Source organism: Agromyces sp. NPDC056523 (genome assembly GCF_042794545.1).
Taxonomy (GTDB): Bacteria; Actinomycetota; Actinomycetes; order Actinomycetales; family Microbacteriaceae; genus Agromyces.
The window spans coordinates 25,178-50,267 of the sequence record NZ_JBHTTM010000006.1 but is presented as its reverse complement, the minus strand read 5'-3'; the positions used below and the strand labels follow the sequence as shown (position 1 = coordinate 50,267).

General features: G+C 71.2%; 19 protein-coding genes. 9 read left to right on the top strand and 10 right to left on the bottom strand.

The annotated features are described in order from the left end of the window. Positions 1 to 18: 18 nt before the first annotated feature. Positions 19 to 1,383, bottom strand: coding sequence for an MFS transporter (locus ACFQ58_RS16900; RefSeq protein WP_376952340.1), 1,365 nt, complete (start codon positions 1,381 to 1,383; stop codon positions 19 to 21). Positions 1,384 to 1,511: 128 nt separating this feature from the next. On the opposite strand from ACFQ58_RS16900, the gene ACFQ58_RS16895 reads away from it, so the two are divergent. Further along, a complete protein-coding gene (locus ACFQ58_RS16895; RefSeq protein WP_376952339.1) occupies positions 1,512 to 2,453 on the top strand; it encodes a LysR family transcriptional regulator in 942 nt (313 codons plus the stop codon). A gap of 8 nt (positions 2,454 to 2,461) precedes the next feature. On the opposite strand, the gene rbfA is transcribed toward ACFQ58_RS16895, so the two are convergent. From rbfA to nusA, 4 genes are all read right to left on the bottom strand, one after another. Beyond that, positions 2,462 to 2,932 (bottom strand): 30S ribosome-binding factor RbfA, encoded by a 471-nt coding sequence (gene rbfA, locus ACFQ58_RS16890; protein ID WP_376952338.1) that lies wholly within the window; start codon positions 2,930 to 2,932, stop codon positions 2,462 to 2,464. Between the two features lie 58 nt (positions 2,933 to 2,990). Beyond that, entirely contained in the window at positions 2,991 to 5,777 is a 2,787-nt protein-coding gene (gene infB, locus ACFQ58_RS16885) for a translation initiation factor IF-2 (protein WP_376952337.1), read from the bottom strand. 85 nt (positions 5,778 to 5,862) lie between these two features. Continuing rightward, positions 5,863 to 6,108, bottom strand: a complete 246-nt coding sequence (locus tag ACFQ58_RS16880; RefSeq protein ID WP_376952336.1) for a YlxR family protein — start codon at positions 6,106 to 6,108, stop codon at positions 5,863 to 5,865. 54 nt (positions 6,109 to 6,162) lie between these two features. Next, positions 6,163 to 7,161, bottom strand: coding sequence for a transcription termination factor NusA (gene nusA, locus ACFQ58_RS16875; protein ID WP_376952335.1), 999 nt, complete (start codon positions 7,159 to 7,161; stop codon positions 6,163 to 6,165). 154 nt (positions 7,162 to 7,315) lie between these two features. Between nusA and ACFQ58_RS16870 the strand changes: the two genes are divergently transcribed. Continuing rightward, positions 7,316 to 7,933: a TetR/AcrR family transcriptional regulator gene (locus ACFQ58_RS16870; RefSeq protein ID WP_376952334.1), complete on the top strand. Its 618-nt coding sequence runs from the start codon at positions 7,316 to 7,318 to the stop codon at positions 7,931 to 7,933. A gap of 11 nt (positions 7,934 to 7,944) precedes the next feature. Then, entirely contained in the window at positions 7,945 to 9,075 is a 1,131-nt protein-coding gene (locus tag ACFQ58_RS16865) for a glycosyltransferase (RefSeq protein WP_376952333.1), read from the top strand. A gap of 51 nt (positions 9,076 to 9,126) precedes the next feature. Here ACFQ58_RS16865 and ACFQ58_RS16860 read toward each other — a convergent pair whose 3' ends face one another. Beyond that, positions 9,127 to 11,169 (bottom strand): PhoX family protein, encoded by a 2,043-nt coding sequence (locus ACFQ58_RS16860; protein WP_376952332.1) that lies wholly within the window; start codon positions 11,167 to 11,169, stop codon positions 9,127 to 9,129. A 229-nt stretch (positions 11,170 to 11,398) separates the two neighbouring features. Between ACFQ58_RS16860 and ACFQ58_RS16855 the strand changes: the two genes are divergently transcribed. After that, positions 11,399 to 12,208 (top strand): DUF1206 domain-containing protein, encoded by an 810-nt coding sequence (locus tag ACFQ58_RS16855; RefSeq protein ID WP_376952331.1) that lies wholly within the window; start codon positions 11,399 to 11,401, stop codon positions 12,206 to 12,208. Positions 12,209 to 12,278: 70 nt separating this feature from the next. Here the strand turns inward: ACFQ58_RS16855 and ACFQ58_RS16850 are convergent, their stop codons facing one another. Further along, positions 12,279 to 14,045, bottom strand: a complete 1,767-nt coding sequence (locus ACFQ58_RS16850; protein WP_376952330.1) for a proline--tRNA ligase — start codon at positions 14,043 to 14,045, stop codon at positions 12,279 to 12,281. A 97-nt stretch (positions 14,046 to 14,142) separates the two neighbouring features. Here ACFQ58_RS16850 and ACFQ58_RS16845 point away from each other — a divergent pair, with 97 nt between their 5' ends. Next, on the top strand, positions 14,143 to 15,576 hold the full coding sequence (locus tag ACFQ58_RS16845; protein ID WP_376952329.1) for an RNB domain-containing ribonuclease: 1,434 nt from the start codon (positions 14,143 to 14,145) through the stop codon (positions 15,574 to 15,576). Between the two features lie 21 nt (positions 15,577 to 15,597). On the opposite strand, the gene ACFQ58_RS16840 is transcribed toward ACFQ58_RS16845, so the two are convergent. The 3 genes from ACFQ58_RS16840 to ACFQ58_RS16830 form a co-directional block, all read right to left on the bottom strand. Next, positions 15,598 to 15,759 (bottom strand): hypothetical protein, encoded by a 162-nt coding sequence (locus ACFQ58_RS16840; RefSeq protein ID WP_376952328.1) that lies wholly within the window; start codon positions 15,757 to 15,759, stop codon positions 15,598 to 15,600. A gap of 71 nt (positions 15,760 to 15,830) precedes the next feature. Beyond that, complete coding sequence (ispG, locus tag ACFQ58_RS16835) at positions 15,831 to 16,961, bottom strand: flavodoxin-dependent (E)-4-hydroxy-3-methylbut-2-enyl-diphosphate synthase (protein WP_376952534.1); 1,131 nt, start codon at positions 16,959 to 16,961, stop codon at positions 15,831 to 15,833. Between the two features lie 85 nt (positions 16,962 to 17,046). Continuing rightward, positions 17,047 to 18,132, bottom strand: a complete 1,086-nt coding sequence (locus tag ACFQ58_RS16830) for a YihY/virulence factor BrkB family protein (RefSeq protein WP_376952327.1) — start codon at positions 18,130 to 18,132, stop codon at positions 17,047 to 17,049. A gap of 194 nt (positions 18,133 to 18,326) precedes the next feature. Here ACFQ58_RS16830 and ACFQ58_RS16825 point away from each other — a divergent pair, with 194 nt between their 5' ends. The 4 genes from ACFQ58_RS16825 (at position 18,327) to ACFQ58_RS16810 (ending at position 25,046) form a co-directional block, all read left to right on the top strand. Next, positions 18,327 to 18,674 carry a hypothetical protein gene (locus ACFQ58_RS16825; RefSeq protein WP_376952326.1) on the top strand — a complete coding sequence of 116 codons (348 nt, stop codon included), beginning with the start codon at positions 18,327 to 18,329 and terminating at the stop codon, positions 18,672 to 18,674. Between the two features lie 140 nt (positions 18,675 to 18,814). Next, positions 18,815 to 20,995 (top strand): hypothetical protein, encoded by a 2,181-nt coding sequence (locus tag ACFQ58_RS16820; protein WP_376952325.1) that lies wholly within the window; start codon positions 18,815 to 18,817, stop codon positions 20,993 to 20,995. A 23-nt stretch (positions 20,996 to 21,018) separates the two neighbouring features. Further along, positions 21,019 to 22,977, top strand: a complete 1,959-nt coding sequence (locus ACFQ58_RS16815; protein ID WP_376952324.1) for a M28 family metallopeptidase — start codon at positions 21,019 to 21,021, stop codon at positions 22,975 to 22,977. Between the two features lie 23 nt (positions 22,978 to 23,000). Further along, complete coding sequence (locus ACFQ58_RS16810) at positions 23,001 to 25,046, top strand: M36 family metallopeptidase (protein WP_376952323.1); 2,046 nt, start codon at positions 23,001 to 23,003, stop codon at positions 25,044 to 25,046. Positions 25,047 to 25,090: the final 44 nt, after the last annotated feature.

Below are 25,090 nucleotides of genomic sequence, written 5' to 3'. Positions count from 1 at the left end.
TCCGTCGTGCGGCGCGGCTCAGCCCGCCGTCGCCGCGACCCGCTCGCGGTCGGCCTCGTCGACCGCGCGAAGGTCGAGCCCGCGCGTCTCGCGCGCCGCGGCGACCGCCACGAGCGTGATGGCACAGGCGACCGCGACGTAGATCGCGATCGGCACGCTCGAGCCGAACTGGCCGAGCAGGGCCGTGGCGATGATCGGCGCGAGCGAGCCCGCGAAGATCGAGGTCACCTGGTAGCCGAGCGAGACGCCCGAGTAGCGCATGCGCGTCGGGAACATCTCGGCCATGATCGCCGGCTGGGCGGCGTACATCAGGGCGTGGAAGACCAGGCCGAGCGAGATCGCGACCCAGATCACCAGCGGGTTCGCGGTGTCCATGAGCGGGAACGCGAAGAACGCCCACGTCGCACCGAGGATGGCGCCCGTCGCGTAGACCGGCTTGCGGCCGAAGCGGTCGGAGAGGCGACCCGCGACGGGGATGGCGACGAAGTGCACGACGTGCGCGCCGACGAGGATCAGCAGCGTGTTCGCGGTGCCCTCCTTCACGACCTGCGTGAGGTAGACGATCGAGAACGTCACGACGACGTAGTACAGGATGTTCTCGGCGACGCGGAGGCCCATCGCGGTGACGACGCCACGCGGGTAGCGCTTGATGACCTCGAGCACGCCGTAGCTGGTGGACTTCGCCTGCTCGCGCTCGGCCTGCATCTCGAGGAAGATCGGCGCATCGGTGACCTTGGTGCGGATGTACCAGCCGATGAGCACGATGACAGCGGAGAGCCAGAACGCGACGCGCCATCCCCAGCTGAGGAACGCCTCGTCGGAGAGGGTCGACGACAGCACGAACAGCACGAGCGTCGCGAGCAGGTTGCCCACCGGAACGGCGGCCTGCGGCCAGCTGGCCCAGAAGCCGCGGCCCTTCGAGGGGCTGTGCTCGGCGACCAGCAGCACCGCGCCGCCCCACTCCCCACCGAGGGCGAAGCCCTGGAGGAAGCGGAGCAGGACGAGCAGCGCCGGCGCGACGAGGCCGATCTGCGCGTACGTGGGCAGGCAGCCGATCAGGAACGTCGCGACGCCGATCAGGATGATGCTGAACTGCAGGAGCTTCTTGCGGCCGTACTTGTCTCCGAGGTGGCCGAAGACGATGCCGCCGAGCGGACGCGCGATGAACCCGACGGCGTAGGTCAGGAACGCGGCGATGATGCCGGCGTACGGGTCGTCGGACGGCGGGAAGAAGACGGTACCGAACACGAGGGTGGCGGCGGAGGCGTAGAGGAAGAACTCGTACCACTCGACCACGGTGCCGGCCATCGACGCGGTGACGACGCGGCGCAGGCCCGAGGTGGGGGTGGCGTCGGTCGTGTCCCGGACGGGTGCCTGGGTCATTCGATGCTCCTTTGCATAAACGACGTTGGGGGATGTCGGACGCTCTCGCGTCAACGACCGAGTCTGTCGTGCGACCTTCTGCATTCCAATGGCGAGTTGCGCGAGGGCACTGTGCGAAACTGCACACCGTGCCGTTGATCTCACCCCGCCGTCCGCCCAGCGCCGATGACCTCATCGTGCTGCTCGCCGTCGCCCGCGAGGGCCGCTTCACGGGCGCTGCCGAGCAGCTCGGCCTGAACCACACGACGATCGCACGTCGCATCGACGCGCTCGAACAGGCGCTCGGCGGTCGCGTGCTCGCGCGCGGTGCCGCGGGCTGGGTGCTCACGCCGCTCGGCGAGCACGCACTCACGGCCGCCGAGGACGTCGAACGCGCGATGCGACGCCTCTCCCCCGACGACGCACCGGCGCTCGCCGGCGTGGTGCGGCTCTCGGCGACCGACGGGTTCAGCGGGTTCATCGCGGCCCCGGCGATGGCCGCGCTGCGGTCGCGCCATCCGGATGTCTCGCTCGAGATCGTCGCGGCGACCCGTCGCGCCGCGGGGCAGCGCGTCGGGGTCGACCTCGAGGTCGTCGTCGGACGCCCGCACGTGCAGCGCGCCGAGGCGATCCACCTCGGCGACTACGTGCTGGGCCTCTACGCCAGCCGCGACTTCCTCGAGCGCACCGGCACGCCGGACTCGATGGCCGAGCTCGCCGGCGCGCCGCTCGTCTACTTCATCGAGTCGATGCTGCAGGTGGACGCGCTCGACGAGGCGCGGCGCCCGACCAGGGGCATGGTCGATGCGGTCTCGAGCACGAACGTGTACGTGCACGTGGACGCCACCCGCGCCGGGGCCGGCTGCGGGCTGCTGCCGGCGTTCCTCGCCGACCCGCACGACGACCTCGTGCGGCTGTTCCCCGACGAGGTCGAGGAGCGACTGCCGTACTGGCTCGTGTGCCGCCCGGAGGCCCTCCGCCAGCCGACCGCCGTCGCCTACATCGCGGCGCTGCGGGCACGCATGGCCGAGGCGGCCGACGCCCTGCTGGGGCGCGACCGCCTCGCGGTGGTCCCACCGGTGGTCGAGTAGGGAGGGCGTCAGGCCCGCAGGTCCTCGTCGCGGTCGTCGAACTCGTCGTCGGCGTCGAGGTCGCGTGGCTTGACGTACGGGTCGGCGTCGCCGGCGTAGTCCGCCGTCGCGGCGACCGCCGACGTCTCGGCGTCGCGTTCACGCGCCTCGCGCAGCAGGTCCTCGATGTGCTTCGCGTTCTCGGGCACCGCGTCGGCGATGAACTCGAGCGTGGGCGTCAGGCGCGCCGTGATGTTGCGCCCGACTTCGCTGCGGAGCATGCCGGTCGCGGCCTTGAGCGCGAGCGCCGAGTCGCGGCGCTCCTCATCGGTGCCGTAGACGGTGTAGAAGATGCTCGCGTGCTGCAGGTCGCCCGTCACGCGGACGTCGGTGATCGTCACGAACCCGAGGCGCGGGTCGCGCAGCCCCTTGTCGAGGCGTCGCGCGACGATCTCCTTGATGCGGTCGGCCAGCTTCCTGGCGCGCTGGGGGTCGGCCATGGGGACTCCTTTCGAAGCAAGAGCCGAGGGGGCGGCGGACCGCCCCCTCGACCGGGCGCTATGCCCGCGGCTTCTCGCGCATCTCGATGGTCTCGATCTCGTCGCCGACCTGGATGTCGTTGTACTTGCCGAGGCCGATGCCCGCCTCGAAGTCCGTGCGGACCTCGGTGACATCGTCCTTGAACCGGCGGAGCGATTCGATCGCGAGGTTGTCGCCGACGACGACGCCATCGCGGATGACGCGTGCCTTGGCGTTGCGCGTGATCGTCCCCGACCGCACGATGACACCGGCGATGTTGCCGAACTTGGAGGAGCGGAACACCTCGCGGATCTCGGCGACACCCGACTGCACCTCTTCGAACTCGGGCTTGAGCATGCCCTTGAGCGAGTTCTCGATGTCGTCGATCGCGTTGTAGATGACGTTGTAGAAGCGCACGTCGACGCCCTCGCGGGCGGCGCGCTCGCGCGCCTTCACGTCGGGGCGGACGTTGAACCCGATGACGATCGCGTTGTCGATCGTCGCCAGGTCGATGTCGCTCTCGGTGACGGCACCCACGCCGCGGTGGAGGATGCGCAGCTGCACCGAGTCGTCGACCTCGATCTTCATGAGCGATTCCTCGAGCGCCTCGACGGCACCCGACACGTCGCCCTTGATGATGAGGTTGAGCGCCTCGACCTTGCCCTCTTCCAGCGCACGCGTGAAGTCCTCGAGCGAGATGCGCTTGCGGGCCTTGGCCAGCTGCGCGTTGCGCTCGGCGGCCTCGCGCTTCTCGGCGATCTGGCGGGCCGTGCGGTCCTCCTCGGTGACGAGGAAGGTGTCGCCGGCGCGCGGGACGCTCGAGAGGCCCTGCACCTGGACCGGACGCGACGGGGTCGCGGCGGCCACGGGCTCGCCGTTCTCGTCGCTCATCGCCCGGACGCGGCCGTAGGCCGTGCCCGCGACGATCGCGTCGCCGACCTTGAGCGTGCCCGACTGGATGAGCACGGTCGCCACGGCGCCGCGACCCTTGTCGAGCTTGGCCTCGATGGCGACGCCGCGTGCGTCCTTGTCGGGGTTGGCGCGCAGGTCGAGCCCGGCGTCGGCGGTCAGGAGCACCGCGTCGAGCAGGTCCTGGATGCCGATGTTCTCGCGGGCCGACACGTCGACGAACATGACGTCGCCGCCGTACTCCTCGGCCACGAGGCCGAACTCGGTGAGCTGCTGGCGCACCTTGCCGGGGTTGGCGTCGGGCTTGTCGATCTTGTTGACCGCGACCACGATCGGCACGTTGGCCGACTGGGCGTGGTTCAGCGCCTCGATCGTCTGCGGCATGATGCCGTCGTCGGCCGCGACCACGAGGATCGCGATGTCGGTCACCTGCGCACCACGGGCACGCATGGCGGTGAACGCCTCGTGACCCGGGGTGTCGATGAAGGTGATGGCGCGGTCGTTGCCCTCGTGCTCGGTGTGCACCTGGTACGCACCGATGTGCTGGGTGATGCCGCCGGCCTCGCCCGCGACGACGTTCGCGTTGCGGATGGCGTCGAGCAGTCGCGTCTTACCGTGGTCGACGTGGCCCATGACGGTCACGACCGGCGGACGCGCCTGGAGGTCCTCGTCGGTCTCGTCCTCGAGCTCCTGGTCGAGGTCGATGTCGAAGCCCTCGAGGAGCTCCCTGTCCTCGTCTTCCGGCGAGACGACCTGGATCTTGTACCCGAGCTCGGCACCGAGCACCTCGAACGTCGCCTCGTCGAGCGACTCGGTCGCGGTGGCCATCTCACCGAGGTGGAAGAGCACCGTGACCAGCGAACCGGGGTTCGCGTCGATCTTGTCGGCGAAGTCGGAGATGGACGCGCCACGGCGCAGTCTGATGACGGTGTTGCCGTCGCCGCGGGGGACGCTCACGCCGCCGAGCGACGGGGCCTCCCGCATCTCGAATTCCTGCCGCTTCGTGCGCTTCGACTTGCGGGCCTTGGACTTGCCGCCGCCACGACCGAACGCACCTGCGGTGCCGCCGCCGGGGCCGCGACCACGACCACCCCCGCCCGCGGGACGCGGGCCGCCGAAGCCGCCGCCGGGCGCCCCACCCGGACGGAAGCCGCCGCCGGCACCGCCGGGGCGAGGACCGCCGCCACCGCCGCCGGGGCGCTGGAAGCCGCCGCCGCCTCCGGGACGACCGCCGCCGCCCGGTCGAGGCGCCCCGGGACGCGGGGCGCCGGGGCGCGGCGGCTGGGGCCGCGGGATGTTGCCGGGCGTCGGGCGCTGGCCCATGCCCTGCGAGCTGGCGAACGGGTTGTTGCCCGGACGCGGCTGGCTGGGTCGCTGGCCCATGCCCTGCGAGCTCGAGTAGGGGTTGTTGCCCGGGCGCGGTGCGCCGGGGCGCGGCGCCGGACGCGGGATGCTCCGGCCGGGCTTGGGCGCAGCAGGCCGCGCGACGTCGCCGGGCTTGGGACCGGCGGCGGCGGCGGGCTTGGGCGCCTCGGGCGCAGCCGGAGCGGGCGCCTCGGACGTCGAGGCCGCCGCCTTCTCGGCCGCCGCCTGGGCGGCCTTCTGCTCAGCCTGCGCCTGGCGCTCGGCGACGCTCATGGGCGCGTCGGCCGGCGCCGCGGGTGCGGCGGGAGCGGCCGGGGCCTTCGGGCCGGGCTTGGGACCCGGCTTCGCCGCGGCCGGCTTCGGCGCGTCGGCGGTCTTGCCCGCGCCGCCGGCCGCCTCGAGGGCAGCACGCAGGCGGCGCGCGACGGGGGGTTCGATCGAGGACGACGGGCCCTTGACGTATTCGCCCATCTCCTTCAGCTTCTCGAGCGCGACCTTGCTGTCGACGCCGAGTTCGCTGGCGATCTCGTGTACGCGTGGTTTGGCAGCCACTTCTCTCCTGTTCCGGGTCCACCCCGAAACAGGGGGACCATCAATGGCGGACGGGTCTCATTTCGAGCCGCTCATGAGTTGTCCATTAGCCGTTCAACCTTTTTTCCAGATCGGATGTGTCCAGCTCGCCCTGCACGCGAAGCGCGCGCCCGAAGGCGCGCCGCCGCTGGGCGAGTCGGAAGCACTCGAGCGTCGGATGCAGCCACGCGCCGCGCCCGTCGAGCACCGCCGATTCGTCGGCGAGGACTCGGGATTGCTGGGCGACGACCCTCAGAAGTGAGGACCGTGGAGCGCGCGAACGGCATCCGATGCACGTTCTGACGGGTTCCATCCTACACCTCCGCCCCGTGCGCCTCGGCGCGCCGGGGCGCGGCGGGGCCCGGGATCACGCCTGGTCGAGGATCGAGTCGGGCTGGATGTCGATCTTCGCACCGGTGAGCTTGGCGGCGAGGCGGGCGTTCTGGCCCTCCTTGCCGATCGCGAGCGAGAGCTGGTAGTCGGGGACCAGCGCGCGCACCGCGCGGGTGTTCTCGTCGATGACGAATGCGCTCGTGACCTTCGCCGGCGAGAGGGCGCTCGCGACGAACGTCGCGAGGTCCTCGTTCCAGTCGACGATGTCGATCTTCTCGCTGCCGAGCTCGGACGTCACCGCACGGACGCGCTGGCCGAGCTCGCCGATGCACGCGCCCTTGGCGTTCACGCCCGGCTGGGTGGCGCGCACCGCGATCTTCGAGCGGTGGCCCGCCTCTCGTGCGAGCGACACGATCTCGACGACGCCCGAGGCGATCTCGGGCACCTCGAGCGCGAAGAGCTTGCGGACGAGCGCGGGATGCGTGCGCGACACCGTGATCGAGGGACCCTTCGCACCCTTGGCGACGCTCGTCACGTAGACCCGGATCCGCTGCCCGTGCGGGTACTCCTCGCCCGGCACCTGCTCCTCGGGCGGGAGGATCGCCTCGACGGTGCCGAGGTCGATGTGCACCATCCGCGGGTTCGGACCCTGCTGGATGACACCGGCGACGATGTCACCCTCGCGACCGCGGAACTCGCCCAGGACGGCGTCGTCGGCGAGGTCGCGCAGGCGCTGGTTGATGACCTGCTTCGCCGCGAAGGCGGCGATCCGGCCGAAGTCGCTCGGGGAGTCCTCGGCCTCGCCGATGACGTTCCCCTCGTCGTCGTACTCGGGCACGTAGATCGAGACGTGACCCGTCTTGCGGTCGAGGTGCGCACGCGCGCCCTTGGGGTTGGCGTGACCGTGCTGGCCGGGATTGGTGTGCTTGAGGTAGGCCATCAGGATCGCCTGCTCGATGATCTGCACCAGTTCGTCGAACGGGATCTCCTTCTCGCGCTCCATCATCCGGAGCACGGTGAGGTCGATGTCCATTACGGCCTCCTCTATTCAGCTCTCAATCCGCCTCCCCTGGTCGGCGGAACACTCAAGCGTAGCGGATGGCGGCGGACACCGTCATCCACGGCCGCCTATTTCATGTGAGTGATCGTTGACACGGAATCTGTATTCGGTGAGAATGGGCGTTGACATGAAAACGACTCGCCAGTACACCATGCGCGTCCGTGCCGAGCAGGCCGAGCAGACCCGGCTGCGGATCTCGCGGGCCGCGGTCGAACTCGCCGGCGAGCGGCCCCTCACGGCCTGCACGCTGTCCGCGATCGCCGATCGCGCCGACGTGTCGGTGCAGACGGTCCTGCGGATCTTCGGCTCCCGCGACGAGCTCTTCCGCCAGGCCATCGAGCGCACGAGCGCCGAGGTCCGCGGCGAACGTCCCGTCGACGCCGACGACGTGCGCGCCTCGCTGGGCGCACTCGTCGACCACTACGAGTCCCGCGGCGACCTCGTGCTGCTCCTCCTGGGCCAGGAGACCTGGGAGCCGCTCGCCGCGGCGGCGGTCGGCCGGGGCAAGGCGGCGCACCGCGAGTGGGCGGCGACCCTGTTCGCTGCGGAACTGGACCCGCTGCCTGACGCGATGCACGAGCGGAGCGTCGACCTCCTCGTCGCCGCGACCGACGTGTTCACGTGGAAGCTCTGGCGGCGCGACCTCGCCCGCACGCGAGACGAGACCCTCGATCGGATGCTCGAGCTCGTCGCCGCCGTCATCGACCGGATCCGGCCGGACCCCGGCCGCGCTCCCGGCTCCTGAAAGGGGTCGCCATGTCGACCATCCACATCGTCACCGTCGACGGAGGCGGCAACCTCCCGCCCACGCTCCGCATCGCCGACGAGCTCGCACGACGTGGCCATCGCGTGCGCGTGCTGGGTCAGCGACGACAGGCCGACCCGGTCGTGCGCGCAGGTCACGCCTTCGAACCGCTCGACGGCCTCGGGTTCTGGGACCGCACCGTGCGCCAGACGGTCCCCGCAGCAGTCGCCGACGCCGTCAGGCTGGCCTCCTCCCGGACGCTCGCCCGAGAGGTCCGGGATGCCGTGGCCGGGTCCGACGCCGCCGTCGTCGACGGCCTGATGGCGTCGTCCGTCCGAGGGGCGCAGTCGGCCGGCGTCCCGACCGCCGTGCTGCTGCACACGTTCCTGGCCTACTGGGAGCGCTCCTTCCGGCGCGGCCCCATCGGCATCGGCGCGCGCCTCCGGGGCGCCGATCCCCTCGCCGCCTGGCGCGACGCCGACGCCCGGATCGTCACGACCGACGCCGGACTCGACCCGGCCTCGCAGGGCCGCACCGCGCTCGCGCGCGCATCGGAGTGGATCGGCGCGGTCGAGACGGGAGTGCCGGCCGCACCGGACGCGTCGACGCCGCCGCTCGTCGTCGTGAGCCTGTCCACGACGTGGTTCCCCGGGCAGACCGACGCCTACCAGCACATCGCGACGGCACTCGGAGCGCTCCCCGTCCGCGCGGTCGCGACGCTCGGCGGGCTCCGACCCGATCGCGAGCTCGTCGCACCGCGGAACGTGCGTGTGATGGACCGCGCCGACCACGACGCGCTCTTCCGCGAGGCATCCCTCCTCATCGGCCACGGCGGGCACTCGACCACGTTCCGGGCGCTCGCGCACGGCGTTCCCGTCCTGCTCCTGCCCATGCATCCGCTGCTGGATCAGCCGATGATCGCGAAGGCGGTCGAGCACGCCGGCGCCGGGCGGATGCTGCCCCGCACCGCCGGGCCCGAACGCATCGCGGCGGCCGTCACGGCCATCCTCGGCGATCGCGACCTGCAGGCGGCCGCGAGGTCCCTGGGCGAGCGGCTGCGCTCGACCGATGCCGCCGGCGCCGGCGCCGACGCCGTCGAGCGACTCCTGGGCGAATCAGGTCGGGCGTCCCGCGCCGCGTGAACGACGGGGTGACGGATGCCGCGGCATCCTTCACCCCGTCGTCAGGCCGGTTCAGCCCTTCCAGACCTGCACGACCGACGGGCGCGGTGCCGCGGCCGTGCCGTCGCCGTGCTCGGCGACGTAGTCCGGGAAGAACGACGTCTGGGCGCCGACCGCCCCGTTCTCACCCGGGTGCTGCACGGCGACGAAGACCAGGCCCTCGCGGTCGTGGATGACCGGGCCGCACGTCTCGGCCTCGCGCGGCACCGAGAGGAACTGCTGCACGTTGCCGCGCTCGGGTCCCTCGAGCGGCACCCGGAACAGCCCGTCGTTGTAGCCGATGGTGCTCGGCGCGCCGTCCGTCGAGATCCACAGGTTGCCCTCGGAGTCGAAGGCGACGTTGTCGGGGCACGAGATCGGCGACACGAGCTCCTTCGGGAATCCCGCGAAGTACGTGTACGCCGTGGTCGACGGGTCGCCGCACAGCAGCAGGATGCTCCAGCCGAAGGTCTCCCCCGCTTGGCCGCCGGTCTCCGTGAGCTCCACCACGTGGCCGTACCGGTTGCCGGTGATCGGGTTCGCCTCGTCGAGCGGGGCGGTCCGCCCGCGGTTGCTGTTGTTCGTGAGCGCGAGGTACACCTTGCCGGTCAGCGGGCTCGGCTCGACGTCCTCGGGGCGGTCCATCTTCGTGGCGCCCACGAGGTCGGCGGCCAGGCGCGTGTACACGAGCACCTCCGCGGTGGTCATCCCGGGCACGACGCTCTCGCCGTCCCGCGTCAGGGCGATCCACTCGCCGACGCCGTCGAACGCGCCGTCGCTCGGCAGGGCGCCGGTGCCGGTGATCTCCGCGGCCGGCGAGTTGCCCGAGAAGCGAGCGACGAACAGGTCGCCCTCGCTGAGCAGCTCCATGTTCTTCTTGCGCGCGCCGGTGGAGGTCGCCGCGGTGTAGCGGCCCTTCGACACGAACTTGTAGAGGTAGTCGTTGCGCTCGTCATCGCCCATGTACGCGACGACGCGGCCGTCCTCGGCGATCGTCACGTTCGCGCCCTCGTGCTTGAAGCGACCCATGGCCGTGTGCTTCTTCGGCGTGGAGGTCGGGTCGCTCGGGTCGATCTCCACGATGTACCCGAAGCGGTTCGGCTCGTTGACGAAGCGCGGGTCGTGCGCATCGAAGCGCGCGTCGAACTGCTCCCATCCCGTCTCGGTGGTCGTGGTCGCCGAGCCGCTGTAGCGCCTCTGCGCTGCGGTGTCGGCGGCCCAGGCGAAGTAGCCATTGAAGTTCTCCTCGCCCGAGAGGACGGTGCCCCACGGCGTCGTGCCGCCCGCGCAGTTGCCCAGGGTGCCCTTGACCCAGCGACCCTCGGCGTCGTCGGCGGTCTTCACGAGGTCGGAGCCGGCGGCAGGACCGGTGAGCTCGAACACGGTCTCGACGGTGACGCGGCGGTTGCGCCGTCCGTCGACGACGTACTGCCACGGCTCGCCCACGCGACGTCGCTTCACCTCGACGACCGTCATGCCCATCGCGGCCTTGTAGATCTCGCCGCGGCGGCGCAGCTCGGCGGCATCGCCGGTCGGCGCGAACATCACGTTCGGGTTGACGTACTCGTGGTTGGTGACGAGCACGCCGGTCTTCCCGCTCGCGTCGGCGAGGATGTCGAGGTAGTCGTTGTTGTAGCCGAACTGGCCGGCCTGCGCCTCGGCGGTCTGCGCGTCGAAGTCGAACGACGGGATCGAGGAGAACAGCGGGTCACCCCAGCGGATGATCGGCTGCCAGCGGTAGCCGGCGGGCACCGTGAACTCGTCGACGAGACGGCCGACCGGCGCGATCGGGTCGAACGCGAGCCCGGCCGTGCCCGGCTTCGCGGCGAATGCGGGGCTGACCTGTCCGCCGCCGGCGGCGTTGCCCACCACGAGGCCGATCGCGCCGGCGACGCCGAGGCCGAGCAGCGACCGACGCGAGATCGCCGCCGACGCGATGTCGCGGAAGTGGGGGTTGGCGGACGTGTTGCACTCGGGGCCGAGGCACGCGTCGGCGCACTTCAGCCGGCAGGTCACGGGCGAGCGCTTGCCGACCGCGTGGGAGGCGGGCGTGATCCGGAGTTCGGGGATGGTCATGGCAGCTCCTCGTTCAGTGCGCGGATCGCCGCGCGTCGGGCCGGAGGGACGAGCCCGAGCCTCCCGGGAACGCATGGCCCGGCAGCGGCGCGACGGTGTCCGTGAGGTGAACGCCGCGGGTCGGGTGCGCGAACCGGCGCCCGCGCTCGCCTAGCACTGCGAAAGCCCAGTGCGCAAGCGGAAGGCAAGGCCCTTGCCGAGGGCGGTTCGCGAGCGGCACGCTGAGCGCATGACCACGGCTTCCGGCAAGACCGCCGCCAGTGCGGCGGAGAACTCGACGATCTTTCGCACGCTTGCGAGGATCGGATACGTCGTCCTCGGCATCGTCCACATCGTGATCGGCGCGATCGCGATCTCCGTGGCCCAGGGGGCCGGCGGAGAGGCCGACCAGGGCGGCGCCATGCAGCAGGTCGCGAGCTGGCCGTTCGGCGGCCTGCTCCTCTGGGTCATCGCGATCGGGCTGTTCGCGCTCGGCCTCTGGCAGGTCGTGCAGGCGTTCCTCGAGCGCAATCCCGACACCAAGAAGAAGTGGGGCTACCGCGTCAAGTACGTGGGGACCGCGGTCGCGTACTTCGCGATCGCCGTCACCGCGCTCGTCTATGCGCTCGGCGGGCGACAGGACTCGTCGCAGTCGTCGCAGACGCTCACAGCGCAGCTGCTCGCGACACCGGGCGGAGTGTTCCTGCTCGTGCTCGTCGGGCTCGTGATCCTCGGCGTCGGCATCGCGTTCGTGTATCGCGGCATCAAGCGCTCGTTCGAGAAGCACCTCGACCTGCCGGGCAACCCGGCCGCGCGCAAGGGCATCGTGACCTTCGGCGTCGTCGGCTACATCGCGAAGGGCATCGCGATCGGCGTCGTCGGCGTGCTCTTCGTGCTCGCCGCCCTCACGCACGATCCCGAGAAGGCCGGCGGGGTCGATGCCGCGCTGAAGAGCCTCGCCGAGCTGCCGTTCGGCACCTTCATCCTCTGGCTGGTCGGCGCAGGCCTCATCATCTACGGCGTGTTCTGCTTCGCCCGCGCGCGATACGCCCGCATGTGACCGACGTCACGACGCCCCCGAGTGCTCCGGTGCGGAGCGCTCGGGGGCGTCGTCGTTCGTTGCCGGCGGCTCAGCGTCCGAGGACCTGGCGCACGCCATCGATCGGCACGCTCGCGCGCTCGCCCGACTCGCGGTCCCAGACCTCGACGACGCCGTCGGCGACGCCGCGCCCGGCGATCACGATCTTCGGCACGCCGATGAGCTCGGCGTCGGCGAACTTCACGCCCGGCGAGAGCTTGGGCCGGTCGTCGTAGAGCACGTCGAAGCCGGCGGCCTCGAGGTCGGCGACGACGCGCTCGGCGGCGTCGAACGCCGCGGCGTCCTTGCCCGTCGCGAGCACGTGCACATCGAACGGCGCGACGGCCGCGGGCCACGCGAGGCCCTTCTCGTCGTTGTGCAGTTCGGCGATGATCGCCAGGATGCGCGTGACGCCGATGCCGTACGAGCCCATCGTCACGGTCGCGAGCTTGCCGTTCTCATCGAGCACCTTGAGCCCGAGCGCCTCGGCGTACTTGCGGCCGAGCTGGAACACGTGTCCGATCTCCATGCCGCGGGCCAGCTCGACCGGCCCCGAGCCATCCGGAGCCTCGTCGCCCTCGCGCACGTTCGCGGCCTCGATCGTGCCGTCGGCCGTGAAGTCGCGGCCCGCGACGAGCCCGAACACGTGCTGCTCGTCGATGTTCGCGCCCGTGATCCACTCGGTGCCGTCGACGACGCGCGGGTCGAGGAAGAACCGGAGGCCGGTCGAGGACTCCGCGCCGAACACCGGTCCCTCGGGCGACCAGGGTCCGATGTAGCCCTTCACGAGGCCCGGGTGCTTGGCGAAGTCGGCCTCGGTCGCCGCCTCGACCTCGGCGGGCGCGAACGCGACCTCGACGCGCTTGGCGTCGATCTCGCGGTCGCCGGGAATTCCGACGATCACGATCTCGCGCGTGTGGTCGGGATGCGTGAGCGCGAGCACGACGTTCTTGAGCGTGTCGGCCGCGGTCCAATCGCGGCCGTCGGGGCGCGGGTACTCGAGGTTCGCGAGGTCGACGAGCGTCGCGATCGTGGGCGTGTTCGGCGAGTCGAGCACCTCGGGTGCCGGCAGTCCGTCGAACGGGATCGGCTCGGGCGGGACGGTCCTGAAGGCCTCGACATTGGCCGCGTAGCCGCCGGCCGAGCGGACGAAGGTGTCCTCGCCGACCGGGGTCGGGTGCAGGAACTCCTCGGACTTCGAGCCGCCCATGGCGCCGGCATCGGCCTGCACGATCACGTAGTCGAGTCCGAGGCGCTCGAAGATGCGCTCATAGGCGTCGCGCTGCGCCCGGTAGCTCGCGTCGAGCCCGTCGTCGGTGACGTCGAACGAGTAGGCGTCCTTCATCGTGAACTCGCGACCGCGCAGCAGGCCGGCCCGCGGCCGCGCCTCGTCGCGGTACTTGTCCTGGATCTGGTAGATCGTGAGCGGCAGCTCCTTGTACGACGAGTACAGGTCCTTCACGAGCAGCGTGAAGACCTCCTCGTGCGTGGGCGCGAGCAGGTAGTCGGCCTCCTTGCGGTCCTTCAGGCGGAACAGCGCGTCGCCGTACTCGGTCCAGCGGCCGGTCTGCTCGTAGGGCTCGCGCGGCAGCAGCGCCGGGAAGTGCACCTCGTGGGCGCCCGCACGCTCCATCTCCTCGCGGATGACGCGCTCGATCTTCGCCTTCACGCGCAGGCCGAGCGGCAGCCAGGCGAACACGCCGGGCGCCTGGCGCCGGATGTAGCCGGCGCGGACGAGCAGCTTGTGGCTCGTGACCTCGGCGTCGGCGGGGTCTTCGCGGAGCGTGCGGAGGAAGAAGTTCGTCAGGCGAGTGGGCACCGGAGAATTCTACTGAGATGCGGATGGCGCGTCCGCCCGCTCGACGGAGCCCACCGGATCGGGAGGCTCGGACCAGGGCCGCGCCTAGGCTTGGGCCATGCCACGACGCCGACCGCACGTCGCCGGCTCCGCCGCGCAGGGTGAACTCGCCGCGGCGCTCGCCGAGCTCCGGCAGCAGATGGGCCTGCCCGACGGGTTCCCGGACGCCGTGCTCGCCGAAGCGGAGGGCGCGACATCCGCAGCGCCGCCGCCCGACGCCGACCGACGCGACGTCGGCTTCGTCACGATCGATCCGGCCGGCTCACGCGACCTCGACCAGGCGCTCCACCTGACCCGCCGGCCCGCCGGCTACACCGTCGACTACGCGATCGCCGACGTGCCTGGCTTCGTCCGGCCGGGCGGGGCCGTCGATGCGGAGGCCCGCGTGCGCGGCCAGACGCTCTACGCCGCCGACGGGCGCGTGCCGTTGCATCCGCCGGTGCTCAGCGAGGACCGGGCGTCGCTGCTGCCCGGCGTCGACCGCAGCGCATTCGTGTGGTCGTTCGACCTCGACGAGGCCGGCGCGGTCTTCGCCACCCGCCTCGAGCGCGCCCTCGTCCGCTCGCGGGAGCAGCTCGACTACACCGAGGCGCAGCGTCGCGTGGACTCGGGCTCCGCAGACGGGTCGCTCGCCCTGCTCCGCGAGATCGGCGAGCTGCGCACCGAGCAGGAGCGTGCGCGCGGCGGTGCGAGCCTCAACGTGCCCGACGAGCAGATCGTGCGCACGCCCGACGGCGGGTACGCACTCGAGCGCCGACACCTGCTGCCCGTCGAGGACTGGAACGCGCAGCTCTCGCTCATGACCGGCATGGCCGCCGCCGAGCTCATGATCGCGGCCCGCGTGGGCATCCTCCGCACGATGCCCAAGCCGTCCGACGAGGACGTCGCCGCGTTCCGCCGCCAGGCCGAGGCACTCGGGCACCCATGGCCCGAGTCGATCGGCTACGGCGAGTACCTGCGTGGACTGTCGCGCGACGAGCCGGCGTCGCTCGCGATCCTCCAGGCGGCCGGCGGGCTGTTCCGCGGGGCGGGCTACGAGGCGATGGATGGCACGGTGCCGGCCGATCCCGTGCAGTCGGCGCTCGCGGCGCCCTACGCCCACGTCACGGCGCCGCTCCGTCGGCTCGTCGACCGCTGGGGCCTCGTCGTCTGCGCGGCCGTCACCGCCGGGCGGGAGGTGCCCGGCTGGGCCCGTGAGTCCCTCGCGCAGCTGCCCTCGCTCATGGGCACGTCGACGCAGCGCGCCGCCCAGCTCGACGCGGCCTCGATCGCGCGCGTCGAGGCGGCGGTGCTCGCCGACCGTGTCGGCGACCGGTTCGAGGCGACCGTGTTGCAGCTGCGAAACGGATCGGCGGTCATCCAGCTCGCGGACCCCGCCGTCACCGCCACGTGCCCGGCGCCGGAGACGGCGCGTGCGGGCGCGCCGCTGACGGTCGTCCTCGAGCGCGCCGACATCCGCACCGGCACGGTGCAGTTCCGGGCGGCGGGCTGACGCCCGCCGCCGAGCGCAGGGTCAGACGTCCTCGTCGTCGTCCTCTTCGTCCTCCATGGCGAAGTGGTCGACCTCGGCCTCGACCTCGTCGGCCGCGTCCTCGGTGCCTTCGTGGAGGGTGCCCATGCCATCGGGGTACCCGGCCTCGTCGGGGTACTCGAACTGCGCGCCGTCTCCGCTCATCGCGGTCCCCTCTCGCGATCGGATGCCGCGTGCGCGGTCATCCCGTGCGGCCCACCCTACTCGCGGGCGGCTCAGGACGTGACGACCTGCGGCGCGCCGACCGGCGCATCCGCGCCCATCTCGTCGGCGATGCGGTTGGCCTCGGCGATGAGCGTCTCGACGATCTCGGACTCGGGCACCGTCTTGATGACCTCGCCCTTGACGAAGATCTGTCCCTTGCCGTTGCCGGATGCCACGCCGAGGTCGGCCTCGCGCGCCTCGCCGGGTCCGTTGACGACGCAGCCCATGACCGCGACGCGAAGCGGCACGCTCATGCCCTCGAGGCCGTCGGTCACGTCGTTCGCGAGCTTGTACACGTCGACCTGCGCCCGACCGCACGATGGGCACGACACGATCTCGAGCTTGCGCTCGCGCAGGTTCAGCGACTGCAGGATCTGCAGGCCGACCTTGACCTCTTCGACCGGTGGGGCCGACAAGGAGACGCGGATGGTGTCGCCGATGCCCTCGCCGAGCAGGATGCCGAACGCGGTCGCCGACTTGATCGTGCCCTGGAAGGCCGGGCCCGCCTCGGTCACGCCGAGGTGGAGCGGCCAGTCGCCGCGCTCGGCGAGCATGCGGTACGCCTTGACCATCACGATCGGGTCGTTGTGCTTGACCGAGATCTTGAAGTCGTGGAAGTCGTGCTCCTCGAACAGGCTCGCCTCCCACACGGCCGACTCGACGAGCGCCTCGGGGGTTGCCTTGCCGTACTTCTGCAGCAGGCGCGGGTCGAGGGAGCCCGCGTTGACGCCGATGCGGATCGACACGCCCGCGGCCTTGGCGCGCCGTGCGATCTCGCCGACCTGGTCGTCGAACTTGCGGATGTTGCCGGGGTTCACACGCACGGCGGCGCAACCCGCGTCGATCGCCGCGTAGACGTAATTCGGCTGGAAGTGGATGTCGGCGATGACCGGGATCTGGCTCTTCTTCGCGATGATCGGCAGCGCCTCGGCGTCGTCGCGGCTCGGCACGGCGACCCGCACGATGTCGCAACCGGAGGCCGTGAGCTCGGCGATCTGCTGCAGGGTCGCGTTGATATTGGGGGTCGGCGTCGTGGTCATCGACTGCACGCTGACCTGCGCGTCGCCGCCGACGAGCACCTTGCCCACCTTGATCTGGCGGGACTTGCGTCGCGGGGCCAGCGTTTCGGGGATTTTCGGCATTCCGAGGTTCACTGCAGGCACCGTGCAAGTCTACGGCCGGGCTGCTGGTTGGCTCCTCCATCGAACGGATGGCTCGCGCCTGGCGTCAGCGCTGGGACTCCTCCTCCGCGGCCCCGCGTGCCGCGTCGTCGGCGTGCGCCTCCCGGATCCTCCGGCCGAGCTCGATGTCCTCCTTCTCCTTCTTCTCGGCCTCGTCGATCTTGCGCGTGTCGCGCGGCGGCAGCTGGATGCGCTCCTCGGCGGGGATGCCCGCCTCGAGCTCGCGTCCGCGCTCGATCTCCGCATCGAACTCCGCGCCGAACAGCAGGGCGTTGTTCGCGATCCAGAGCCAGAGCAGGAACACGATCGCTCCTGCGAGCGATCCGTAGGTGCGGTCGTAGTTCGAGAAGTTCGCGACGTAGAGCGCGAACCCCGCCGACGCGATGAGAAGCACGATGATCGCGAGCAGCGCGCCGAGGCTGATCCAGCGGAACTTCGGCTGTTTCGCGTTCGGGGTCGCGTGATACAGCAGCGCGATGACGACGATCACGATGATCGCGAGGAGCGGCCACTTCGCGATCTCCCACACGATGCGCACCGCCTGGCCGAGTCCGAGGGCTTCGCCGATGGCATCCGTGATCGGACCGGACACCACCAGGATGACCGCGACGATCGCGACGGCCACGACGACGGCGACCGTCACGCCGAGCTGCACCGGCCGCAGCTTCCAGAACGGCCGCCCCTCCTCGATCTCGTAGATGCGGTTCATCGCACGCCCGAACGCGCCGACGTACCCCGACGCCGACCACAGGGCGATGACGAGGCCGGTCACGAAGCCGAGGCCTGCCGCGGGCGAGTCGGCGAACCGCTGGAGGGGATCGCTCAGCACCTGCAGCACCTCGGGCGGCGCGATGCCCTCGAGCACGCCCAGGAGCGCATCGATCGCCCTTCCACCCTGGCCGACGAGCGCCAGCAGCGAGGTCAGGGCGAGCAGGCCGGGGAAGATGGCAAGCACGCCGTAGTACGTCAGTGCAGCCGCGCTGTCCTGACATTGGTCGTCGACGAACTCGCGGAAGGTCTTGCGGAAGATGTACTTCCACGACCGCTTCGACACCTCGGGCGGCGTGTCCGGCTTCCGCGGATCCTCGGGCTCGGGGGCGACCCGGTCATCGTGGACGGCGCGGTCGGTCATGATGCCTCCTCCGGCACCCGTCCCCCCGGTCGCGCTCCCATCCTCCGCGTCCCTCGCGTGTGAGCGCGAGGGACTGGTGTCATCGCCGAGCGGCGCCTATCCTGCGGGCGGCTCACTCGCAGACGTCGGCGCTATCCTGTGACCGAGGGGCGGCAGCGTCAGGCGGCCGGCCGGCCTGTGCCGGGGAGCAGCGAATGGACCGGGAGCCTGCAGAGGCAGTGGTGGTGCTCGACGCCGGGGCGCCGCCGGGTGCGATGTTGGAGCGGGTGCGCCGGCACGCCGTCGTGCTCCAGTGGCTTCCGCCCCGGATCGCGATCGTCCGCCTCCGGGCGGGGCTCCCACCTGCCCGAGCGGTGCCCGGGACCAGTTGGTACGCCGGCGCCGTACCGAGGTCCGTGAAGCTCACGTCCACGGAGCGGCTGTTCGTCGACGCCTGGCTGTCTCGGCGCGACCCCAAGACCCGCCTCGGAGACGGTCTGCCCTGGGACGCCCCCGGCATGGACGCCCCCGACTGGCCCGAGGAATCACCGCCCCACCTCTGACGTCCGCCATCCAGCGCTCCCTGTCCTGCGACGCATCTCCCGGTCACACTCGTGCTTCAAGTGGTTCCCCTGCTCCGGTGACGCCGCGGTGACGCTTCCGGGTACAGAGTCCTGCTGTTCGCATGGGTGAGGAGAGGCAGATGGCCGGCGACTTGGATGTCATGGAACTGGCGGTCCTGGATGACTTCCGGGGACTGCGGAGCGGGGCGGACCCGAATCCGCCGATCCACCAGTACGGACGTGTCCGGATCTCGACGGTGCCCGAGGGCGCCGAACGTCCGGAGAACGCGCTCGCCCCGGACGAGCCACCAGGGGACCTGACCGAGACGGAGCGGCTCGGCTTGGAAGCGCTGGGGCTGCGCGACTCGGAGGACTACCGCGCCGCGAAGCAGAATCGGCCGCGGCAAGGCGAGGAATGGGACATGGGCGGGGGCTGCACCGACATCGTGCCGGTGGGCCTCGAGGAGGCCGAAGCGCGGGCCTCGGCCTTCGCAGCGGCCCCCACCAGCAGCTACCTCGAGGGCACGGTGGCGGTCGGAATCGTCATCGTCCAAGGCCCGACGGCGGCGCTCAGGTTCTCCGACGCAGAGGTCCTGAAGGTGGTGGCCGAGGTCCAGAACGGGCTGGGGTACTTCGCCACGACCAACCCGATCGCCGGCATCACGTTCGCCTACGACATCCAGAACGTCACGCTCGCCACCCCGGCGGATCCCGCCAACCCGGACTTGGAGGGTCTGTGGCGGAATCCGGCAATGGGAGCGATCGGCTACAGCGCCGATTGGAACGGCGTGGTGACCTACGTGGAGGACCTCCGCACCCGCTTCGGCACGCGGTGGACCTACTGCGGCTTCTTCACGAAGTACCCGCTGGGGCATTTCGCCTACGCCTCCATCGGCGGACCGCGGGTCGTCATGGACTACAACAACGACGGCTGGGGCCCTGACAACATCGACCGGGTCTTCGCCCACGAGACCGGACACATCTTCGGTTGCCCGGACGAATACGCCGTCAGCGGCTGCAACTGCGGCGGCAGCTGGGGACGCTACGGAACGGTCAACGGCAACTGCGAGAACTGCTCCGCCGGCGGCGGCGTCGCCTGCCTGATGAAGGGGAACACGTTCACGCTCTGCGGCTACACCCCGGCGCACCTCGGCTGGTCCCCGCAGCTCCTGGTCCGCAACTACGGTGCGTCCGCGGGCGGCTGGCAGCTGGAGCGCCATCCGCGGTTCCTGGCCGACACCACGGGCGACGGCCGGGCGGACATCGTGGGGTTCGGCGATGCCGGCGCATACGTCTCCCGGGCGCAATCGGACGGCCGCTTCGAGGCACCCCACCTCGCGGTGAACGACTTCGGCTACGTCGCCGGCGGCTGGCGGGTGGAGAGACACCCGCGGTTCCTGGCCGACACGACGGGCGACGGCCGGGCCGACATCGTGGGATTCGGCGATGCCGGCGTGTACGTCTCCCGGGCGCAGCCGGACGGCACATTCGATGCGCTGCGGCGCGTCGTCGACAACTTCGCGTACGTGGCAGGGGGCTGGCGGGTGGAGAGCCATCCGAGATTCCTGGCCGACACGACGGGCGACGGCCGGGCCGACATCGTGGGGTTCGGCAACGCCGGGGTGTACGTGTCCCGGGCACAGGCGGACGGCAGCTACGACGCTGTGCGGCTGGTCGTGGCCGACTTCGGCTTCAACGCCGGCGGCTGGCGCGTGGAGAGACACCCTCGGTTCCTAGCGGACACCACGGGCGACGGCCGGGCGGACATCGTGGGGTTCGGCGACGCCGGCGTGTACATCTCCCGGGCGCAGGCCGACGGCAGCTATGACGCCCTGCGGCGCGTCGTGGACGATTTCGGATATGCGGCAGGCGGCTGGCGGGTGGAGAAGCATCCGCGGTTCGTCGTCGACCTGACGGGCGACGGCCGGGCGGACATCCTGGGCTTTGGGGACGCCGGCGTCTATGTGTCGCTGGCCCGGGCGGACGGCGGGTACGGCCCGGTGACCCTGGCCGTGGCCGACTTCGGGTACGTCGGAGGCGGCTGGCGGGTGGAGCGGCATCCGAGGTTCCTGGCGGACACCACCGGCGACGGTCTGCCGGACATCGTGGGGTTCGGCGACGCCGGCGTGTACATCTCCCGGAACCTGGGCGGCGGCGCCTTCGAGACCCCGGGGCTCGTCGACACGCATTTCGGGTATGCGAACACGGCGGGCGGTTGGCGGATCGAGCGGCATCCGAGGTTCGTGGTCGACGTGACCGGTGGCGGGAGGGCCGACATCGTCGGGTTCGGCGAAGCGGGCGTGTACGTGGCCCGGGCCTAGGCCGGTCGGATGGAGGCAGGGTCATGACCGCGTTCTTCGATATCGGCACCACGCTCGCGGATGTGAGTGCTGCCCCGGACGGGTCGTTGACCTTCCGTCCGCGGCCGCGGGTCCTCGAGGTCCTCGACGCGCTCGCCGGGACACCCGTGGGGATCATCTCGAATCCCGGCCCCGGCGCGCAGGCGCGCGCCCACGCCGCCGCGGCCCTCGACGCCGCATTCCCTGGGCGGTTCCCCACCGCCGCCCTGGTCCACTGGGGTCCGAAGGACACGAGGGCGATCTTCGACGCCGCCGTTGCCAGTGCAGGCGTCGCGGCCGGAGCGTGCGTCTTCGTCGGCGAGGACCCGGACGAGCGCGCCGTTGCCCGCGAGGCGGGACTGCGGACCGCTCCCCACCCCGTCTTCGCCGCCGCGGCGATCGAGCGGCGCCCGGTGGTGTGGATCCGCATCGGCCTGGCCGCCGAGCAGGGACTCGACGATCTCCGGGCGACCGCGGACGCGTCCGAAGTCGTCCCGGTACACGTCCCCTCGCCGCGGCTCGTCCTCGCGATGGCCACGGCCGCCGGCGTGCAGGCGCTGGAGCACGCCGGGTTCGACGTGGACCAGCGGGATCCCGTGGACGACACCGTGGCGTTCCTCGTGCGCGACGACCGGCCGGTTCCGCCGCCGTCCGCCTTCGCAGCCGGAGCGGCCGACGGCAGGCCTGAGGACTTCGTCGCCGACGCCGGCCCTGAAGCGGACGCACGAGCGGCGGCGGCTTTCGCCTTCGTGGCCGGCCGGCTGTCCGGACTGACGCGGACGGTGACCTCCCTCGGCCCGGCTCCGGGAGGCGTTTACGTCGCCGCCGTCGCCGGGACCCCGGTGGAGGACATCCACATCCCGGACGCCCGGCATGGCCACACAGAGCGGCTGCTTCCCGATCCCGGCCTGCTGGGCCGTCCGGGGCAGCGTGACGCCGAGGCGTTCGCCGCCGCGGTCGGCCTTGCCGGATTCGCGGGGGCGGCGCCGTCGCCGGCAACCGTCGCGGCGGTGCGCGCCGCCGTCACGTCCGACGCCCTGCGGGAGCACGTCGCACGCATCTCCGGCGCCGCCCCGCTGATCGACGGCGAACCGCAACGGGTCCGGAGCCGGGATGCAGCCAACGCCGACAACATGGCGGTCGTCGACGCGCTGGCGGCGCACTTCCAGGGCCTCGGCTTCAGCGTCACGCTCCAGCCGTTCACGTGGCGCGGGCACCGGCTCGCCAACGTGGCAGCCGAACACCTCGTCCCCGGATCGGACGGGGCCGTCCTCGTCACGGCGCATCTGGATTCGACAGCAGCGCAGGGCGACTTCGTCGATCCGACCGGGCAACGGCGCCCGTACGATCCCCGGACCGACCCGGCGCCCGGCGCGGACGACGACGGGAGCGGCGCCGCCGCAGTCCTGGCTGCGGCAGCGTGCGTCAGCGGCCTGGTGGCGCAGGGCGCCGCGCCGGAGCGGACCATCCGCTTCGTCCTGTTCAACGCCGAGGAACAGGGCCTGATCGGCAGCAAGTTGTACGCCCGCGCGGCGGCCGCGGGCGCGGACCGCATCGCCGCCGTCTTCCAGATGGACATGATCGCCGGACGACAGGACGGCGAGCAGAAGGTGGAGATCCATGCGGGGTCGGCGGTGCCGGGTCCGGTGGTGGCTGCCTCAAACGCCCTCGGGGACCGGGTGGCGGAGGCCGTACTGGCTGTGGAGCCCGGACTGGACGTCCAGCGGCTCACTGGCAGCACGGACCCGGCCGCCGGGCGGAGCGACCACGCGAGCTTCCACGAGCGCGGGTGGGCGGCGGTCGCCGTCTCCGAGAACTTCTTCGCCGACACCGCACCCGCGACCGGCACGCGGCAGTACCACCTCCCCGGAGACACGCTCGACGACGCCGATTACGACCCGGGGTACGCCGCGGCGATCGCCCGGTCGGTCACGGTCGCGGCGCTGACGCTCGCGGGACTCTGAACGATCCAGAAGGGACTACGACCATGGCCAAGATCATCGATCAGCGCAACCTGGACTTCGACCGCGTGGCCGAGGCGGACGGGGCGCACCCGGGGCGGGAAGGCGCCGACGAGGCCGCGCCCATGCCGGGCGAGTCGCTCCAGCTCGACGAGGAACCCGGCGGTGACCTCGGCAAGGTGAACCGCTTCACGGGGCACCGCTCGGAACTCCGGGCAGTCCCCGCCCCTGGGCTCGAGGCCGCGGTGGAGCCCACCGAGTCGGAGCTGATCGCGAGGGCCAAGTCGTACGCCGTGTCCATGGCCGACGCCATCGGGTTCGACGCGGCAGTTCCGCCCGAGTTCGAAGCAGACCCTACCGTCACCACGACCTCGGAGGGGCTGCGGGTGGTCAGCCTGCAACAGACCTCGAACGGCATCGAGGTGTGGTCCATGTCGCCGAAGGTCTGGATGGACAGCGACGGCGCCGTGGACAGGCTGGTGGGCGACACGGTGAGTGTGCCCGCGGATCTTCCCACCAAGCCCGTGGTCGCGGCGGAAGTGGCCCTCCTGGTGGCCGTCCGGGAAGCGGCGAAGGCGCGGACCCTTCGGAGCAATTTCGGCGACGATGAGCTACCGCAACTCGATATCGACGAGGGCGATTTCACCCGGCTGTCCTTCCAGCCGCTCCCGACACGGCCCATGACGTTCAGCCGGGGCGCCTTCGCGGAGGACATTCCGGCCCGGCTGGTGTACCTGGACATGGGCGGCAGCTTCCGGCTCACCTGGTTCTTCACGATCTCCCGCGACGACCTGATCGTCCAGTACAAGGCATTCGTGGAGGCCGACGAATTCACCGCCGACCCGGGAGCACCCGAGATCCTGTACTTCTATGACTCCGCCAGTCACGCCGTGGGCGGCCGCGTCATCACGAGGAACCCGGGTGAGACCGACTTCCGTGAGGTCCCATTCCCCCTGCCGGCCGCCGAATACCCCATCGAACCGCCCGCGGACTTCCCGGCGTTCGGGCCGTGGACGGATGCGATCGATGGGAAGTTGTCCACCGTGGGCAACAACGTGCGTGCGCTCAACGGGACCACCAGGAAGCCGTTCGAGATTCCTGCGGCGGCCGGAGGCGGAGTGTTCGCTGCCAACGCCGACAGCCCGGACCAGTTCATCACCAACATCTTCTTCTTCTGCAACTACATGCACGACTTCTTCCTGATGCTCGGCTTCAATGAGGAGTCAGGGAACTTCCAGACCACCAATCCCAGTGGCCTGGGGCGCGGCGCCGACCCCGTCGATGCCCTCGCCCATCCCGGCAGGGTGGTGGGCACTGCGAACATGAGCACCCGCGCCGACGGCGTGGCCGGCCTGATGAACATGGGCCTGGTGACCTCCACCGGCCGCCACACCGCCAACGACTCCGACGTGGTCTTCCACGAGTACGTGCACGGAGTGAGCAATCGGCTGGTCGGCGGGATGCTGGACGCGGAAGGCCTCAACGAGGACCAGTCCGTGGCGATGGGGGAAGGCTGGAGCGATTACTTCGCCCTGACCATCAACAACTTCCCCGGCACGCGGGAGCGCGTGGTCACGGGAAGCTGGGTGACCGACCGTGAAGCCGGGATCCGGCAGCGGCCCTACGATGAGCGGTACCCGGGCAGGTTCGGCGATATCGGCAAGGGAGCCGGTGAGGTCGACGGTGACGGCAACGGCGACCTTTCGTACCGGGAAGTGCACGACGTCGGCGAGATCTGGTGCGCGGCACTGATGCAGGTGAACCGGAACGTCGGGGCCGCCTTGGGCAGCAAGGAGCGCGGCTACCGGCTCACGTGGCAGGCGGTGGTGGACGGCCTGAAACTGACGCCCAAGAACCCGTCGTTCCTGACAGCGCGGGACGCCGTCCTGAGCGCCTTCCGGTCCATGAAGGGCACGCCCCGGCTCACGGACGCGGAGTATGGCGCGGTCCGACGCGCCGCGTGGCAGGCCTTCGCAGGGTTCGGAATGGGTTCCGACGCCTCCTGCCCGAACGCCACGTTCAGTGGATGCCGCGGCGGAACCGCAGTCCCAGCTGACGAGGTGGACGACTGAACGGACGGTACTGGACGGCCGATCGAGGCCGAGGCACCACGTCG